This window comes from Massilia eburnea, assembly GCF_009720745.1.
GTDB classification, from domain to species: Bacteria; Pseudomonadota; Gammaproteobacteria; order Burkholderiales; family Burkholderiaceae_D; genus Rugamonas; species Rugamonas eburnea.
This window is the reverse complement of the sequence record NZ_WNKX01000030.1, coordinates 1-16,927: the sequence shown is the minus strand read 5'-3', so window position 1 is coordinate 16,927 and position 16,927 is coordinate 1. Positions and strand designations below refer to the sequence as shown.

Below are 16,927 nucleotides of genomic sequence, written 5' to 3'. Positions count from 1 at the left end.
GGCTTGTCTTGAATCGGACATTTGTAACAGGCTCAGGCGAGGCTTTGGCGGCGGATGCCCATCAAAATGCCGCACCCCAGGCCGAGCGTCCCCAAAGCAGTGCCGCCGTAGCTGAAGAAGGGCAGCGGGACGCCAACCACCGGCACCACGCCACATACCATGCCGATATTGATGAAGGCATAGGTGAACAGGATCATGGTGATCGCGCCGCCCAACAGCCGCGAAAACCGGGTAGTGGCGCCGGCGGCAATCTGCAGCCCACGTGCAATCAGCAGGGAATACAGCAGCAACAGCACGATCCCGCCGAGCAGGCCGAATTCCTCGGCAAAGACCGAAAAAATAAAATCTGTGGAGCGCTCCGGGATGAATCCGAGCCTTCCTTGCGTGCCATCCATCCAGCCGCGCCCTGTCATGCCCCCGGAGCCGATGGCTGTCATGGCCTGGGTGATCTGGAAGCCTTTCCCCATGGGGTCGGCCCCCGGGTCGAGGAAGGTCAGGACGCGCTGCCGCTGGAAGTCATGCAGCAGCTGCCAGACCAGCGGCACGGCAGCCGCCCCGCACACGCCGAGCGCGGCCAACACCCGCCAGGACAGGCCGGCCAGCACGATCACATAGAAGCCTGCGGCAAGCACCAGCATCGCCGTGCCAAAATCAGGCTGCTTGGCGATCAGCCCGACCGGAATCGCCAGCAGCATCGCTGCCGCGACGAATACCTGCCAGCCTCTGGCGCCATCGGCACGATGGAAGAACCAGGCAAGCATCATCGGCATGGCGATCTTCATCATTTCCGAAGGCTGGAAATCATGGCCGATATGCAGCCAACGCGTGGAGCCCTTCTTGGTCACGCCGAACAGGAAAACGGCAGTCAACAGCGCTACGCCCATGCCATAGAGCGGCGCCGCATGGCGCATCAGGGCCTGCGGCGGGATGTTTGCAGCGCCCCACATAAGGAGCAGCGCCGTGAGCACATTGCGCAGCTGGAGTTCGAAGCGACCCGGAAAATCGGCGGAGGCGGAAAACAGTGTAAGCAGGCCAGCAGACATCAGCAGCGCAACGATGGCCAGCATAGGCCCGTCAACAGCCAGCACCGGCTGCAGGCGGCGCCAGAAGGGAGTATTCCCATTCATTGAAAAGCCTGCAGCCAGATCACGCGGCCGGCCAGGATGGCGAAGCCTGAAAATGTCAGCACCCCAAGCACGGCAAGGCGGCGGCGAAATTGTTTCTGTTCTTTTTCCATGGCCGAAATTATAAGGTCATGGCTAATGTTCGCGCACGTAGTTTCCAGGGGCATCGCACAGCCAGGGATAGTCCGGGTGCGCTTGCGCCGCGGGTGTTCTCATTGCGCCGCAGCGCGCGTGCAGCCATTGCGTCCAATCCTGCCACCACGATCCTGCGGTAGGCGTCTGGACAGCCAGCCAATCCTTGGCGTCGCGCCCCGAAATCAATGGCGCCGACCAGAATTGCTGCTTGGCGTTGCCGCCAGGAGGGTTGATGATGCCAAGGATATGGCCGGAAGCAGTCAGCACATAGCGCACCGGCGCCCCAACGAGCGCCGCGCTGCGATAGGTGCTTCGCCAGGGCGTGATATGGTCGGCGACGGCACCAACGGCGTACAAGGGTTGGCGGATGCGTCCAAGGTCGAGCTTCTGGCCGCGGATGTCCAGCCGGCCGGGCTGCGCCAGCTTGTTGTCCTGGTAAAGCTCGCGCAGGCAAAATGCATGCGTGGCGCGCGGCTGGCGGGTGCCGTCCGCATTCCAGGCCAGCGGAGCCAACGCAGGCGCCGGTTCGCCAAGCAGGTATTTGTGCACCACGTAGCGCCAGATCTGCGTATTCGGGCGCAGCATGCGGAAGCTCCAGCCAATCTGCTGCGCATCCAGGAAGCCCTGGCGCGCCATCAGGCCATCGAGCATTGCAACGGTGTCGTCATTGATGAAACTCGCGATGTCGCCCGGTTTGGAAAAGTCGGTCAGGGTAGCCAACAGCGTCCAATGCGCAACAGGGACCTGGCGCGCCGAGCGGTGGCGCTGGTTCAGCCACGCCATCAAGGCCGACAGCGAGGTACCGCCGATGCAGTAGCCGACCGCATGCACCTGCGGCACTCCGGCGATGGTGCGCGCGGCTTCAATCGCGGCCAGGATGCCATCGAAAAGGTGATCTTCGAACGTCACGCCAGCCATGGTGGCGCCGGGGTTCTTCCAGCTGACGATGAAAACGTCGAAGCCTTGTTCCACCAGGTGACGCACCAGGCTTTGCCGTTCCGTCAGGTCGAGGATGTAGTATTTGTTGATCCATGGTGGCACCAGCACCAGCGGCATACTGCGTACTTGCGTCCGGACCGGCGCGTACTGGATCAATTCCATCAGGCTGTTGCGCATGACCACCCGGCCCGGCGTCGCAGCCAGGTCGCGGCCAAGTTCGAAATGGGCCGGATCCACCATGCGCAAGTCGCCCGCCAGCAAATCACGCAGCCATTCTTCGAATCCTTGCCGCAGGCTGGCGCCGCCGGAGTCGAAGGCACGGCGCAGCACTTGCGGGTTGGTCAGCGCGAAGTTGCTGGGCGCGACTGCATTGCACCAGTGGCGCAGCCAGAAGGCGGCGCTGCGGGCCTCGCGTTCGGACACGCCAGGCGTGTCATAGACCTGCCGTTCCAGGGTGCGTGTAAAGCCCAGGTATTGTTGCATCAAGCCATGAAAGAAGGGATTGCTACGCCAGGTTGGATCGGTAAAGCGGTCATCGCCTTCCGCGGCTTCGGCCACCGGCGCAGGCATGCCTGTGGCCCAGGCAACTGTGGCCAATTCATGCCACGCTCGGGCCAGTTCCATGGGATGGGCCAGCCAGGCAGCAGCAACCTGGGCGAAAGGATTCGGCATGCGGGCCAGTATAGACCTAATGCGCCATCAGCACCGGCAGCGTCATGCTTTGCAGTATCGTGCGTGTTGCGCCGCCCAGCATGATCTCGCGGAAGCGGCTGTGGCCATAGCAACCCATGACCAGCAAGTCGGCGTCGATATCTGCTGCATACGACAGCAGGGCCGAGCCGATGTCGATGGCGGTTACCTGCGACGACACTTCGACCTCGATGTCATGGCGTGCCAGATACAAGGCGATGTCGGCGCCGGGTTCGCCGCCATGGGTGTCCGGCTGGCGGCCGGCGTTGAACACTGCCAGCGTCACCTTGCCAGCTTTCTGCAGCAGCGGAATGGCTGCCGTGACAGCGCGTGTAGCCTCCATGCTGCCGTCCCATGCCACCAGCACGCGCTTGAAGGGCGCCTCAAAATGGCCGGCATAAGGTAAGACCAGCACCGGGCGGGCGCTGTTGATGGCGACATATTCGGGTGTTTCTTCTTCCATCGGCGAAATGGGATCGTCCGGGTTCACCTGCCCCAAAACGATCAGGTCGCCGTAGCGCGATTGCAAGACAAGGCCGTCCGCGGCCTGGTCGTCGATCAGGCGCGCTTCGAATGAGGGCATGTCGAGCATCTGGCATTGGTTTTCGAAGCGTCTCAGGTTGGCGCGGGCATTTTCGCGCGCTTCGTCCATGCATTGTGCGGCCATGCCGACGCCCATTGCAGTAGCATGGTCGGCGTACAGGTAGCGGGAAATCCCGCTCATGGCCGATCCCACCAGGTGCCCGTTCGCCATCCGGGTGATCTGGGCTGCAAGGCGCACCCGGCGCTCGGTATCCGAGGAGCTGTTAATGTGCACGACGACGGTCTTGTATCCCATGGCGGCCTCCGGAGGTTGGATGGGAAAAAGTCTAGGCGTTTACGCAAATACTCGGCATGATCTGGGTCAATTTCAATCTAATCGGAGAGGTTGCAATGAGCAAGCTGCGAGTGGCGTGTTTTGCGGTCAGCGTGGATGGTTTCGGTGCCGGGCCGGAGCAGAGCCTTGAAAACCCGCTGGGCAAGGGCGGCGAAGAACTGCACCAATGGTTTTTCCCGACCCATACGTTCCAGTCCATGCATGGCGGCGGGGAGGGCAGCCTGGGCCTGGATAACGATTTTGCCAGCCGCGGGATGGAGAATCTCGGCGCCTGGATCCTGGGCCGCAACATGTTTGGCCCCGTGCGCGGGCCGTGGCCGGATGAAAGCTGGCGCGGCTGGTGGGGGCCCAACCCGCCGTACCATACGCCGGTCTTCGTCTTGAGCCATCATGCGCGGCCGCCACTGGTGATGGAAGGCGGCACGGTCTTCCACTTCGTCACAGGCGGCTACGAAGAAGCACTGCGGCTCGCGCGCGAAGCCGCCGGCGGCAAGGACGTGCGCATCGGCGGCGGTGCGGAAACCATCCGCCAATACCTGCGCGCAGGCTTGATCGACGAGATGCATATCGTGCAGTCGCCGATCCTGCTGGGCGCGGGCGAGCCGCTGTTTGCCGGAATCGACCTGAAGCAGCTCGGCTACTCAGTTGTCCGCCGCGAAGCCAGCGCCGCAGCAACCCACCTGCTTATCAGCAAAACATGAAAAAGGGCGGCCGCAGCCGCCCTTCATCGTCTGGCAGGCAGCGGATTAGCGCTGCTTGCGGCGGCGTGCGCCGGCCAAGGCCAGCAGGCCCAGGCCAAACATGGCCGTGGTAGCAGGCTCAGGAACAACTTGTGCCGCGCCGTCGGTCGCTTCGACCAGGTAGTTCAGGTAGCTGTGCAGCGCAATGCCGCCAAAGTAGGTGCCGAAAGCGCCTTTGGTAATGCCATCAGGCGTGCCGCCGAAGGTGTTGGTCGCGATCAGCATCAGTTCGCCATACTGTTCAATGAAGGATGGACCGCCGGAATCGCCGCCGCCAATGCCGGATTCACGGTTGTTAGGCAGCTGCTGCGAGCACGCCAGGCCCCATTCGCAGAAAGTGTCGTGGCCATTGCCGTCAAAGTCGGCGTACCAGACCTCGCGCGCGCCGCCAAAACCGTTCTCGTCGTCGCCATCGAACAGGTCGACGACGTTTTCGCCGGTACGCTTGACACGGAAGCTAGGGTCAATGGTGTAGCCGTTGATACCGTCGCCGGACAGCCCGTAGCCAGCCATGATGATGCGGGTGTTCGCTTCCAGTTGCTGGCCGGCGATCTTGTAAATCTTGGCCGAAGCCGGCGCATCCTGGCCGAGGGTGATCACAGCCAGGTCGTCATTCACGCAGAAGCCTGGAACGCCAGCCGGGCAATGGCCGAAACCAGCATAGTTCGGGTTCATCTGCACCTTGGTGGCCGTGATCACATTGCTGCCCGGGCCCGAGGAGGTGGCGTTGAACACCACGCGCACATCGCTGCCAGGCTTGTTCAGGTCAATCAGGGTACCGTTGCCGGTGGTATCCACGCAATGGCCAGCGGAGACAACCTGGCGCTTGCCGACCAGGGTGCCCGAGCAGATGTAGCTCTGGCCGTCATAACGGATGTTGATGCTCACCACGCCCGAAAACGGTGAGTTCGGCACATTGGCGTCAACGTGCGCCGCCGGCGAGTCTGGCAGGGCGCCGGAAGTGATCAGCGGGGTGATGATGCCGCCTGGCGTCGCTTGTGCAGTGCCGCTGATGGCAGCCAATGCCAGTGCTACGCCGACCAGTTTTTTTGAAATCTGTTTTGCCACGTCTATATCTCCCTAGAATAATTGCACTATATGTAATAGCACACTGGCAATGTCTAGCAGAAATCATGCCTGAAGGAAAATTATCTTTTCTTTCAGGCACTTGCTGAAATCCGCAGGGTTGTGGGTTGAGGAAATGTAAAGATTTCCGACATTCCATTGCACATAATTACATTTGCAAACGAGCCAAAGTTTAGGTACCGCAAAGACCAAAACTTAGGTACCAGCACGGATCCTCCTGGCTGCCCAAATGCCTAAAGTGCAGGACATCGCACTGCACAACGCGGCGTGAACAACAAAGGAGGATTTTGAACATGCGAGTCAAGATGAGCGAAGTACCGCTGAGCCTACGGCGGCGCGCCGCCAATCACCTGGAATCGATCCGTGGCACCGACATGGCGGCCGGCCACGACCAGATGCGCCTTGGCGACAGGGCATGCCCCGTCTATCGGCCGGACATGGATGGCGTGGCGTATTGGGAAATTGAAGTCAAGGGCATGAAGGAAACCAAAGCGCGCGGCCATGCCGGCAAAAGCAGCGGCCTGGGATTCATGATGCTGTCGACCGGCGCGCACGATGTGCCCATTCCCCATTGGAGCCTGGACACCGAGCCGCCCAGCTACGCCCTGGAAGCAAAAGGCAATGGCAAGAACATCGCCAAGGTCCACAAACTCGACTCGCTGGCCTATGCAGCGGAAGACATGAAGGGCAATTACGCGTCGCATATCGGACAGTTCCCGCCCAAGATTGAAACTGCGCCTGGCATGCAGGGCGCCGCGCCGCTGGGCGAATTCCGCGCTGAACCGGAACACAGGACCGATGACGACAAGACGCCGCCGAAGCTCATGGCCGTCAAGAATGACCGTTCCACCCACGGCATCAAGGCATCCGGCTGGAAGGATTGGCACGAGGCGCAGAAGGCCTTCCCGGAAACCTTCAAGCCCCACCTGCAAAAGCTGGCCGAGCATGCCCGTGGCCATTGGGATACCGAGGAATTGATCGACACCTTCGGTGAAGGCATCCATGAAGGCCAGACGATGACGGTCGCGCTGCTCCAGCCCGGATCCGCCACCCTGAGTGGCGAAGGCGCCAAGTTCGTTCAAATGACGATGCTTGACCGCCAGGCCGCCGCCGTAACGCTGGAAGCAAAAGCATCGGGAGCAAAGAATGAACTGTCGTTCATGCTCGAAATCAAATACGTCGACGGCAGCAGCGAGACGCTGAACTACTTCATCGTGCCGCGCGGCACGCCATCCAACAAACGCGACGTGGCGCCACACCTGGTCCCACAACTGGCAGGAGGTAAATAAACATGGCTTGGACTTATTACTGGGCAGCCGGCGGCGGCGGCCAGCAACCTGCATACAACCAGTTCGACTACAACGGCTGCGCAGTCGGTTGCGGCCCCGTCGCCTGGGCCATGCTGTTCTGCTGGGCGGATCACCAAGCCGCCAATGGCAACGCTTACTGGTCCCCGCGCACTGGCATCTACCGCCAGGATGGTGGCCGCGGCAACGATGCCACGGCGCCGCTCTACCAGGACAATGGCGTCAATAATGTGATCCGCGAACTGAACGGCGAGGTGCACACTTTCTGCTCCTTTGGTTCCGGCGCGACCTGTCCATGGGATATGCCGGGCGCCGCGCAATACCTGAACGGACGCACCGGCGCGACGATGCAGGCGAACTGGAACTCGCTCGGCATCAGCGAAGACGGATTGCGCGACCAGGCAATTTCCTCGATTGCCAACCGCCATACGCCGGCTATCATCGGCACCGGCTGGCTGAGCCACTATCCGCTGGCATTCGGCTATGCCTGGCAGCAGCGCACCGTGCGCAAATGCTTCATCTTCTGCTGGGATGAAACGGTGACCGACCGCTTCTTCTACGTCAATGAAGGGTGGGGCGGCGGCGGTTCCGGCGACTGGGTGGAAGCGTCCACCTGGTTCTGCGGCCAGCTGTATCCTTGATGTGCGCTTAGAAGCGGTATCCGAGGCTGGCCCAGACCATGGGCTGGCCGTTGTGCGGCTCCGAACGCGGTGCGCCGCCCACGGTCCGCCAGGCTGCGATCAGCGAAGCGTTGAACGCCCGGTTGTCATAGCGCAGGCCCAGTCCGGCGCCGGCGAGCGTACGGTGGTTGGGGTCTGTGGTCCACGGACTGTGGTTGGCTTTGATGCGGCCAACGTCATGGAAAACATAAGGCATCCAGGGCCCGGCGGCATAGCGCAATTCGAGCTGCATCATGGCGCCGGCGTCGCCGTAGCCCTCGCCACCGGGATAGGCGCGCACGCCGTTGCGGCCACCCAGGCCGAACTTTTGGGAAGAATCCAGGTTCTTGTTGGCCCATTGGGCGGAAATTCTGCCGTACGCATCGACATGTTCTGCGACGGACTGGATACGTGCCAGGTCCAGTGTCAGTTTGGAGAAATGGCCTGCGCTGCGCGCCGTGGTGGCATCGGTCGACAGCAAGGCGCCGTCAAGATTGAGGCGGCCATAGGTCCAGGTCAATGCACCATAGCTCACTCCACCGCGCAGCAATGCATCACGCACGTCGAAATTGACGGAGAGTGGAATGCTGTTGCTGGATTTAGCGCTGCTGCTATCGGTCGCCCCCTGGCGATCGCGCAGGCGCTTGTGTTCCAGCATGCCGGACAGGGTTATATTGCGGCGCTGCGAACGGATCAGCGGGTAGCTGAGCCCTGCGCTGCTGACGTCGGCGGTACCGTCGGCCTTGAGGGCCGCGAAGCTGTCCGCCAGGGCATAGTAGGACCGGGCGTAACTGATGCGGCCGCGCAGGCCGGAAGCTCCCAGGGGCAATGCGTAGCTGGCCGAACCGAACCACATGCTTTCGTTGGTGTACATGCCTTGCATGGATAACTGGTCGCCAAGTGTGAATGGGCTATCCACATCCAGGCTTAAATGGCCGCGCGTGCGGCCGGTGTAACGGGTGCCGTCGTTGTCGATGCCGGCCTCGCCGGCATAACGGTGATCGCGCTGCACTTCAATCGCCAGGTCGCCCGTGCCGACGTCTTGGCCAGGTCGGACCACGGGGGTGCTGCGTACGCCTGGCTGGTCGTCCAGGATCAAGGTGACGCGTTCCAGCTGGTGGCTTTCAATTACGCTGCCAGGCTGTAAGGACGACAGGAAGTGCTGTGCCGCCGGACTAAGGTTTGGGTCGCCGTGGGCAGTGATCTTGCCGTAGCGGCCTTCCAGGACTTCGATCCGCAGCTCGCCTTGTTGCAAGTCCTGTTGCGGCAGGTAGGCCCGCGCAAAAGGATAGCCTGCTGCGCGGTAGTAAGCAGAAAGCTTGTCGGCCAGGGCGCTCAAGCCTGCAAAGTCGATGGTTTGTCCCACGACAGGGCCCAATACGCGCAGCAGTTCCTCTTGCGGGATCCGGGAATTGCCATGGATCGTTAGCTGCTTAAGCGTCACTGTAACGCCGCCCGGAGGGATTTGCGCCGGCGGCGGCGCGGCAGGCATCGCCAGCGGGGCTGAAGGAGAGGGCTCCTTCAGCGCCCGCTGCCCGTTTTCCTGCAAGGGCTGCGAACTTTGCTGCGCCAGGGCTGCCTGGGCAAAAATGGAGAGAAGGCTCGTGGTCAGAATGCTGTTAGCTGGTCTCATGTCGGCTTTCAACGCTGTCTGATTGGCAAACCATTCTATCGTTACTTTTGCTCACTTGTCGAAGTGTTATTGGAGGTTGCGGCAGCGGGCATCTGGATGCCGCCAGAGACCACGAAGACGCTCAGGAACTTGACGTCGCGCCCAGCGGTCAGGCTTTGGGTTGCCGGCATATGCTCGCGGTTGGCCGAATTTGCCGGCACGTTGCTCGATTCGCTGACGTCGGTGTAGTTCAGGCCGCCAACGCTCAAGGAGGGCAAGGCGGGCGTCATGCCGCCCTGGAGCGCCGGGCTCGCGACTTGCGCCGAAATAGCTGCCCGGGTGTCAGGTGCTGGCGAAGGCAGCACGACAGGCGCTGGTGCAGGTGCGGGCGTGACTAATGGAACCTGGGCTACCACTGGCTCTGGAACTGGAATTGGCGCTGGGGCGGGAGCCGGTACTGGCGCCGGCGGGGGCGTTACCACTGGAATGGATGCCGGGACCGGAGCCTGAATGATCACCGGAGGCGGAGCGACTTGCGGCGCTGGCGCCGGCACGGAAACCGGAACAGAAGCGACTTCCGGCACTGGTACCGGGTTCGGCACAGGAGCCGGCGCCACGACAGGTACAGGCTCAGGAACCGCTACAGCCACGGGCGCTGATATTGGCGCCGGCACTGGGGCCGAGGTGATGTTGGCCGTGGTCGCAGCGGTACCTGCGAGGCTATAGTTATGCGCGTCAGCGCCGGCCAGCGCGAGGCCGGAAACGTTGACCGCGATTCCCGTGCCAGGCGCACTTTGCGCAAATTGTGCCGCCGCCGAACCGCCGTCAATGTGGACCGCATCACCAGCTTCAACACCCGCCAGCGAGCCATGCATGGTCAATGCCGCGACAGTATTCCCATCTTCAACTTTGTTAGCCGCGACCACACCGCTGACCGCCAGCGCCTTGGGCAGAATCGAAGCAGTCAGCCCGGTAGGTGTAGCCAGCTCGTAATTCGATGCCAGGCCTGTGCCATCAGCCAAGCCGATACCGCTGACAGTGACTGCCTTGCTGTTGCCGGCATTACGATCGGCAAACACAGCGCTCTGTCCGGAGAAATTCAGGGTCTCCGCCCCAACCAGGCCGCTCAAGGAACCGCCGCTCACGGTCGCACCAGTGCTTGCGTCGTAGGTCTTGTCGTTTGCCGTCATGCCGACGATCGTCAATGCCTTGCGCGCAATCGAAGCGGTGGTGGCCGATTGGTCCGTGATCGCGTAGTTGCCTACGTCGGCACCGCTGTAAGTGCTGGCGATATTGACGGTTTTCGCGCTGCCGGCATTCGCATCAGCAAACGTACCAGCAGCCGAGAGGCCCACGGAGTCGCCATCCACCAGGTTGGAGAAGACTGCATGACTCGTATTCACTTGCGCCGTGGTGGCGCCATCATAGGTTTTGCCGGCGGCGGTAATACCCGATACCGTCGTCGCCCTTGGCGTGATCGATGCCGTCAGACCGCCTGGATTGCTGATGCTGTAGTTCGAGGCCAGGCCGCTGCCGTCGGACAAAGTCGCTCCACTGACAGTGACGGACTTGCCGGCACCCGCATTCTTGTCAGCGAATGCGCCAGTCAGGCCCGAAACGTTCAAGGTTTCGGCGCCAACCAGGCCATTCAGGCTGCCGCCCGACAAGGCAGCGCTGGTATTGCCGTCGTAGGTCTTATCGGCGGCTACAAGGCCAGTCAGGGTCAGTGCCTTGCGGGCGATCGAAGCCGTGGCGCTTGCCTGGCCGGTTATCGCGTAATTGCCCAAGTCCGCACCACCATAGGTGCTGCTGATATTGACGGTTTTTCCGCTGCCGGCATTGGCATTGGCGAAGGCGCCAGCGGCTGATACATTCAAGGAGTCGCCGTCGACAAGGTTGGAGAACACCGCATTGGCCACATTCAGCTGTGCAGTCGTGTTGCCATCATAAGTCTTGTCTGATGCTGTCATGCCCGAGACGGTCGTCGCGCGAGGCGAGATCGATGCAGCCAGGCCAGTTGGGTTGCTGATGCTGTAATTGGCGGCCAGGCCGGTGCCGTCAGACAAAGCCACGCCGCTGACGCTCACCGCCTTGCCCGTTCCCACGTTTTTATCGGCAAATGCGCCGGTCAGGCCAGAAACGTTCAGAGTTTCGGCGCCAACCAGGCCATTCAACGTACCGCCGCTGAGTGCCGCGCTGGTGTTGCCGTCGTAGGTCTTATCGCTGGCTGCCAGGCCGGTCAGGGTCAAGGCCTTGCGCGCGATGGTGGCCGACGCGCTTGCCTGGCTGGTGATGGCATAATTTCCGGCGTCCGCCCCGCCGTAAGTGCTGCTGATACTGACGGTCTTGGCGCTGCCGGCGTTGGCATTGGCGAATGCACCGCTGGCGGAGATGGTCAGGACGTCGCCGTCTACCAGGTTGGAGAAGAGTGCATTGCCGGTGTTGAGCTGTGCGCTCGTGCTACCGTCGTAGGCCTTGTCAGACGCAGTGATGCCCGAGACCGTCGTGGCGCGTGGCGTGATAGAAGCCGTCAGGGCAGAAGGGCTGCTGATGCTGTAGTTCGAGGCCAGACCAGTGCCGTCAGCCAGGGTCAAGCCGCTCACGCTGACCGATTTTCCGGTGCCGGCATTCTTATCTGCGAAGGTACCGGCCAAGCCTGAGAAATTCAGGGTTTCCGTGCCAACGAGGCCGCTCAGGGCGCCTCCACTCAATGCAGCGCTGGTGTTGCCGTCATAGGTCTTATTGCTTGCGGTGAGCCCCGTCAAGGCAAGCGCCTTGCGGGCAATGGAAGCGGTCGTGCTGGACTGGTCTGTGATCGTGTAATTGCCGGACTCGTTGCCGCCGTAGGTGCTGCTGATATTGACCGCCTTGCCGGCGCCGGCGTTGGCGTTGGCGAATGCACCGGTGGCCGAAACGCTCAAGGCGTCGCCGCTGACCAGGTTGGAGAAGGCCGCATTGCTTGTATTGAGTTGGGCGGAAGCAGTGCCGTCATAAGTTTTATCCGAAGCCGTGATGCCCGATACCGAAGTGGCGCGTGGCGTGATCGAAGCCGTTACAGCGCTTGGGCTGCTGATGCTGTAGTTCGACACCAGGCCAGTGCCACTGGTCAAAGCCAGGCCGCTGACCAGCACCGTTTTGCCGGAACCGGCGTTCTTGTCGACGAACGCACCAGTCAAGCCGCTCAAATTCAGGGTTTCAGCGCCGACAAGGCCGGACAGGGTCCCGCCGTTCAGTGTTGCGCCGGTGGTTCCATCGTAGGTCTTGTTGCTTGCGGTGAGTCCGGTCAGGGTCAGCGCCTTGGGCGTGATGGACGCCGTATTGGCAGCGGATGCGGACGCCAGGCTGGGGAGGACGTAGTTCGATGCGAGGCCGTTGGCGCCGTTCTGCAAAGTGATCGCATTGATGAAGCTCGCCGTACCGGCGTTCGCGCTGTTGGCAGTAGCGCCACTGTAGTTCAGGCTTTCTCCATCCACCAGGTTCCCGAACGTCACATAGCCTCCCATGCCGGTGGCGCCGTCATAGGTTTTGCTGGCTGCAATGGCGACGCTGCGCGCAGTAATGCTGGCCGTGGCGCTGGCGGAAGTGCTGGCCAGCGCATAGTTTGCGGCGTCCGTGCCGTCCAATACGATGTTGCTGATGTTGACCGAATAGTTGCCGACGTCCTTGCTGGCAAAAGCGCCGTTGCCGCTCAGGCTCACACTGTCGCCAGCGATGACGCCGGTGGCGGACACGGCGGCGGCAGTGGTACCGTCATATACCTTGTTTGCAGCGATCGGGGTCAGGGTTTTCGGCGTGATGGTGTAGCTTCCCGTATTGAAATAACCCACCGAGTAGCTAGTGCCGCCGCTGGTATAGCTGGTCGGATTATTCGCGTCCGCATTCAGGTTGACGTAGTAGCCTGCATTCTTGCTGCTGGTGGTGTAGGCGACGGCAGGCGCCAGCGACGATACGGAGAAGCCGTTTGGACCGCCGAGGGTCGAGAAGGTCAGGCCGGTCGCGGTATTGTTGCCGTCATAGGTCTTGCTGCCAGCCGCATTCTGGATCACGTAAATCGGCTGGGTGGACATGCTGACAGCCTGGTAAGTCGCGTACAGGTAACTGTTATTCGAGCCCGGGATCACCAGCGTACCGCAATTCGGATAAGGGGAGGCGCAGCTGGAGAGCTGTGGCGATTGCGTGTAGGCCGACAACTGGGGGGCGCCATTCACGAACACCAGCCAGCTGGCCACCGAGTTGCCCTGGAATGCGATCCTTGCGCGGTTGCCGTAAGAGACCATGCCAATCGCGCCCTGGTCCAGTGCTGCTTGCGTATTGCCCGCAGTGGTGTTGACGGCGTTCAGCAGCATGCCGCCGCCAGCCGAATTACCCACCGTAGTCAACGTGCCCGACGCGCCTTCAAACGCCACGCCGAAGGTTTTGCTGCCGCCGGTGCTGACGCCCGTGATGAACAAGTTGCCGTTGCCGGAATTCAGTGTTGCATCGGACATGATATAGACGCCGCCGGTCGTGCCGGAATAATTGCCACTGTTTGAACCGACCAGCGATTTGCCGTTAATGACAATATTTCCCCCGGTGGAGAGGATGGATTTCGCTCGTTCAATCACTACCGCCGCCGTTGTGTTGCTCGAATTGAGTGCGTAAGCCATGCCATAGACGGCGGTACCGTTGCCGCCGCCGATCATGATATTGCCGCCATTCGATTTCAGGTTGGCGTTGACGTCGACACCGCCTACGGTCGCGCCGGCGGCATTGCCAGCGCTCAGCGTTATTCCCAGTTTGCCGAGCGTCGAAGTAATGTCGCTGTTGACCGCAATATTGCGGTCGGCACGCAGTGTCAACGTCGCATCGCCGCCGGCGCTCTTGCTGATTGCGCTGGCGACGGTAATGTCGCCGCTGCCGCCGCCGGTGGAACCGTAGCTCGAGCTGCTGCTCTGGGTGGTGACCGTTACGCTGGTGCCCGCGTTCAGGGCGCCTACGATATTGCTCGCAGCATTCGCGTCGATCGTATAGTTGTATGGGTCAATCAGCCAATGGCCACCCTGGCCATGCGCTGCGCTGGCATCGATTTGAACGCTGCGCGCGGTGGCGACATCTGCAGCCGAGGTTTCGATGAAGCCGCCGTTTCCGCCTTGCGGTGCGCTCGCATCCAGTTTGCCGGCGATGTCGATGCGCCCATTCTGCATATCGCCCAGCAGTATGATTTGCCCTTGCTCGCCGGTCGTCATGGTACGCGCCTGGACGACACCGCTGTTGTTGATCACGGTGCTCAACAGGTCACCGGCGGCTTTTGCCGTCATCAGGACGGTGCCGCCATCGGCACGCAGTGCGCCGCCGTTTTCGATCAGCGCCTCGACGGCGCCGCGCTGGATTTGCAGTTTGACTGGTCCGCCCAGGTCGAGCAGCACTTCGCTGCCAGAGCCCAGCAGGATATTGCCGCGGTCGGCGGAAATTTCACCAACATTGCTCACATGCGCAGCCACCAGCGTGACCGAGCCACCGTTGAATGCCTTGATATTGCCCTGGTTAATGACAGCGCTGGTGCTCTCGCCCTGCAGCTTGTAATTGCCTGACATGAAGTCCTGGTTGCTCATGCTCAGCGTCGACGCCAGCAAGCCACCGACGTTGATTTGCGCAGTCGGTGAGAAAAGGACGCCGTTCGGGTTCAGCAGGAATACCTGGCCATTCGCTTTCAGCGCGCCATGGATTGTGGACACGTCCGTGCCGGTGACGCGGTTCAGCGCCACGGAAGCAGAGGAGGGCTGAACAAAATTGACGGTATTTCCCTGACCGATGGAGAAGGAATTCCAGTCGATCGCGAGTTTCGCGCTGCCTTGGTTAATCGTCATGGTGCTGCCGGACTGGGCGATGGTGCCTTGTCCCGCGACCACCATGCCGCCTTTCGGCAACTCAGCCGCGCTGGCAGCCGCACCAAGCAGTGCCAGGCCAGCGGCAGTCAGCGCGCGGCGCGCAGTACGGGAAGTGCTGGCCTTGCCATAGGCGCCGCCCAGTTCGGATCGAACCTGCCACATGCCCAAGGAGGCATTCCACACCACTCGGAAAATCCTGTTCATAACGCTACCTCGTAACGATGAGATGTAACGACCTGGCAGACGCGTGGTGATTCACGGGGCCGGGCTCGGACAGCAGGATGTGGGCTGTGTGTAGGGTCGCCAATGCGGCGTTGGTGGTGCGCGGAGGTAGGGCGTCACCAGGAGTGCGAATTTCTGTAAGGCAAGGTGAATATTACAATGCGGTAACGAGTTTTCACAGGGAAACTTCGCCCGAAAGTGACGGGCGTTGGGTTTACCCGTCAGCTTTCATTTTCTAATCTTCCCGACTACTTGGCACTCTTCTCGGCATCGGCACTGAAAGAGAAGCCTGAAACGCGCCATTGGCCATCCGCTTCCTGCACGGTAGTGACTTTCTCGAGAACATTATGACTCTTCTCATATTCACCGACATAGGTAAGGGTAATCGAAGCCGGCTTTTGAGCCGTGGCGGCGATTGCGTCGGAAGACTTGAACGTGCGGCTCTTTGCAGCGCCAAGCGGCAGATGGACGGTATTCGCGAGCAGGTTCCAGGCAAGCTTCGGCATGTCCTTGCGCATGCTCGCGGCGCCGGTGTTCCAGGCTGCTGAATATTCCTCGGTATCCATGAGCTTCATCCAGCGTTCGGCAGCGACTCGCGCATCGGCCGTTTCCTTCGGGCTTTGGGCGAATGCCGTGGTCGTGATCAGCAGGAGCGCGGCGAGGGCGCTGGCGTGCAGTTTTTTCATGGACGTATACCGGGTGAGTTGAAGTGAGCGCAGTTTAAGCGACTTCGTACGCCTGATTGCAGGTCTTGGGACGAATTGCAGAATGGGCGGTCCCAAATGCCGAATATTGGGTCCGACACATGAGCAATATGAATCTTCAATCATCCTCATCGGATGAACATGCTAAGGTGTCCTCATCACTCGGTTCGAGGATTGGAGGCGATTATGCGATCAGACCTTCAGGAGCGCCGGAGTAGCTCGTGTCTCACTTGCGTCATCGATCAGGCGCTTGACCTTGCTGACGAATGCGGCTGGCGCTATGCCATTCTGTATCTGGTACACGAGCGAGTTCCCGGTCCCATCATTCAACGATTGCTTTCCGGCGAGGGCAAGATCCGCCAGACGCTTGAGCAAAGCAAGGAAATCGCGCCTACGGTGGATGACTCCGAACCTGGCGAGATGAAAGACATTTTTGACTGGCTGCAGCAGCGCCGATCGAAGCAAGCGGGCGAAGAATCATCCTGTGCATCGCCTGCGGGTGCACCGCTTGAAGTTGATTGATTCAAAGCTGTCCTGGAAAAAACTTTGCTTCGGATGGAAGAAATCACAGTTGCGATTCGTTGTACGTGTATGAAGCTCGGACCGGAAGCGCCTCGGCTGAGTTTTCATAGACTAAAAATCAAGACTTTCAACTTCTGTGCGGAGCAATATCATGACCAACAAATTATTCAAATTGAGAGCACTCGGGATAGCGCTCTTTCCGATGCTGCTTGCCGCCTGCGGCGGCGGTGGCGGCAGCTCGCAGCCTTCCGTCACGCTCGGCACGGTGGGCGTGTCGCTGACTGACGCGCCGGCCTGCGGCTTTGACGCCGTCAACGTGACCGTTTCCAAGGTCCGCATCAATTCCAGCGCTTCCGCCAGCGATACCGATGGCGGCTGGACCGATATCACCCTGTCGCCGGCGCGCAAGATCAACCTGCTCAACCTGAACAACGGCGCCCTGG

12 protein-coding genes are annotated in these 16,927 nt (G+C 61.1%); 5 read left to right on the top strand and 7 right to left on the bottom strand.

Translation table 11 applies throughout. The features are described 5' to 3' along the window. Positions 1-32: 32 nt before the first annotated feature. From rodA to GM658_RS25255, 3 genes are all read right to left on the bottom strand, one after another. Positions 33-1,127, bottom strand: coding sequence for a rod shape-determining protein RodA (rodA, locus tag GM658_RS25265; protein WP_155456841.1), 1,095 nt, complete (start codon positions 1,125-1,127; stop codon positions 33-35). A gap of 132 nt (positions 1,128-1,259) precedes the next feature. Continuing rightward, positions 1,260-2,870 carry a PHA/PHB synthase family protein gene (locus GM658_RS25260; protein ID WP_155456840.1) on the bottom strand — a complete coding sequence of 537 codons (1,611 nt, stop codon included), beginning with the start codon at positions 2,868-2,870 and terminating at the stop codon, positions 1,260-1,262. Positions 2,871-2,886: 16 nt separating this feature from the next. Continuing rightward, positions 2,887-3,726, bottom strand: coding sequence for a universal stress protein (locus GM658_RS25255; protein WP_155456839.1), 840 nt, complete (start codon positions 3,724-3,726; stop codon positions 2,887-2,889). 95 nt (positions 3,727-3,821) lie between these two features. Here GM658_RS25255 and GM658_RS25250 point away from each other — a divergent pair, with 95 nt between their 5' ends. Continuing rightward, positions 3,822-4,466 (top strand): dihydrofolate reductase family protein, encoded by a 645-nt coding sequence (locus GM658_RS25250; protein ID WP_155456838.1) that lies wholly within the window; start codon positions 3,822-3,824, stop codon positions 4,464-4,466. A gap of 45 nt (positions 4,467-4,511) precedes the next feature. Here the strand turns inward: GM658_RS25250 and GM658_RS25245 are convergent, their stop codons facing one another. Further along, on the bottom strand, positions 4,512-5,573 hold the full coding sequence (locus GM658_RS25245) for a trypsin-like serine protease (RefSeq protein ID WP_155456837.1): 1,062 nt from the start codon (positions 5,571-5,573) through the stop codon (positions 4,512-4,514). 311 nt (positions 5,574-5,884) lie between these two features. Between GM658_RS25245 and GM658_RS25240 the strand changes: the two genes are divergently transcribed. After that, positions 5,885-6,880: a hypothetical protein gene (locus GM658_RS25240; RefSeq protein WP_155456836.1), complete on the top strand. Its 996-nt coding sequence runs from the start codon at positions 5,885-5,887 to the stop codon at positions 6,878-6,880. Between the two features lie 2 nt (positions 6,881-6,882). After that, on the top strand, positions 6,883-7,539 hold the full coding sequence (locus GM658_RS25235; protein ID WP_155456835.1) for a hypothetical protein: 657 nt from the start codon (positions 6,883-6,885) through the stop codon (positions 7,537-7,539). A 7-nt stretch (positions 7,540-7,546) separates the two neighbouring features. Here GM658_RS25235 and GM658_RS25230 read toward each other — a convergent pair whose 3' ends face one another. The 3 genes from GM658_RS25230 to GM658_RS25220 form a co-directional block, all read right to left on the bottom strand. Then, the gene (locus GM658_RS25230) at positions 7,547-9,190 is read right to left on the bottom strand and encodes a ShlB/FhaC/HecB family hemolysin secretion/activation protein (protein WP_155456834.1); all 1,644 of its coding nucleotides are present in this window, start codon (positions 9,188-9,190) and stop codon (positions 7,547-7,549) included. Between the two features lie 41 nt (positions 9,191-9,231). Next, positions 9,232-15,240: a YDG domain-containing protein gene (locus GM658_RS25225; protein ID WP_155456833.1), complete on the bottom strand. Its 6,009-nt coding sequence runs from the start codon at positions 15,238-15,240 to the stop codon at positions 9,232-9,234. Between the two features lie 266 nt (positions 15,241-15,506). Continuing rightward, the gene (locus tag GM658_RS25220) at positions 15,507-15,944 is read right to left on the bottom strand and encodes a DUF4019 domain-containing protein (protein ID WP_170298972.1); all 438 of its coding nucleotides are present in this window, start codon (positions 15,942-15,944) and stop codon (positions 15,507-15,509) included. A gap of 204 nt (positions 15,945-16,148) precedes the next feature. Between GM658_RS25220 and GM658_RS25215 the strand changes: the two genes are divergently transcribed. After that, entirely contained in the window at positions 16,149-16,484 is a 336-nt protein-coding gene (locus tag GM658_RS25215) for a hypothetical protein (RefSeq protein WP_155456831.1), read from the top strand. Between the two features lie 151 nt (positions 16,485-16,635). Beyond that, positions 16,636-16,927, top strand: a 292-nt coding sequence (locus tag GM658_RS25210; RefSeq protein WP_229417065.1) for a DUF4382 domain-containing protein, incomplete at its 3' end; no start/stop codon positions are given.

Excerpts from the sequence above, each read along its gene's own strand:
- GM658_RS25240 (WP_155456836.1), top strand. The coding sequence starts at position 5,885 with ATGCGAGTCAAGATGAGCGAAGTACCGCTGAGCCTACGGCGGCGCGCC.
- rodA (WP_155456841.1), bottom strand. The coding sequence starts at position 1,127 with ATGAATGGGAATACTCCCTTCTGGCGCCGCCTGCAGCCGGTGCTGGCT.
- GM658_RS25255 (WP_155456839.1), bottom strand. The coding sequence starts at position 3,726 with ATGGGATACAAGACCGTCGTCGTGCACATTAACAGCTCCTCGGATACC.
- GM658_RS25260 (WP_155456840.1), bottom strand. The coding sequence starts at position 2,870 with ATGCCGAATCCTTTCGCCCAGGTTGCTGCTGCCTGGCTGGCCCATCCC.
- GM658_RS25220 (WP_170298972.1), bottom strand. The coding sequence starts at position 15,944 with ATGAAAAAACTGCACGCCAGCGCCCTCGCCGCGCTCCTGCTGATCACG.
- GM658_RS25230 (WP_155456834.1), bottom strand. The coding sequence starts at position 9,190 with ATGAGACCAGCTAACAGCATTCTGACCACGAGCCTTCTCTCCATTTTT.
- GM658_RS25235 (WP_155456835.1), top strand. The coding sequence starts at position 6,883 with ATGGCTTGGACTTATTACTGGGCAGCCGGCGGCGGCGGCCAGCAACCT.
- GM658_RS25225 (WP_155456833.1), bottom strand. The coding sequence starts at position 15,240 with ATGAACAGGATTTTCCGAGTGGTGTGGAATGCCTCCTTGGGCATGTGG.
- GM658_RS25215 (WP_155456831.1), top strand. The coding sequence starts at position 16,149 with ATGCGATCAGACCTTCAGGAGCGCCGGAGTAGCTCGTGTCTCACTTGC.
- GM658_RS25250 (WP_155456838.1), top strand. The coding sequence starts at position 3,822 with ATGAGCAAGCTGCGAGTGGCGTGTTTTGCGGTCAGCGTGGATGGTTTC.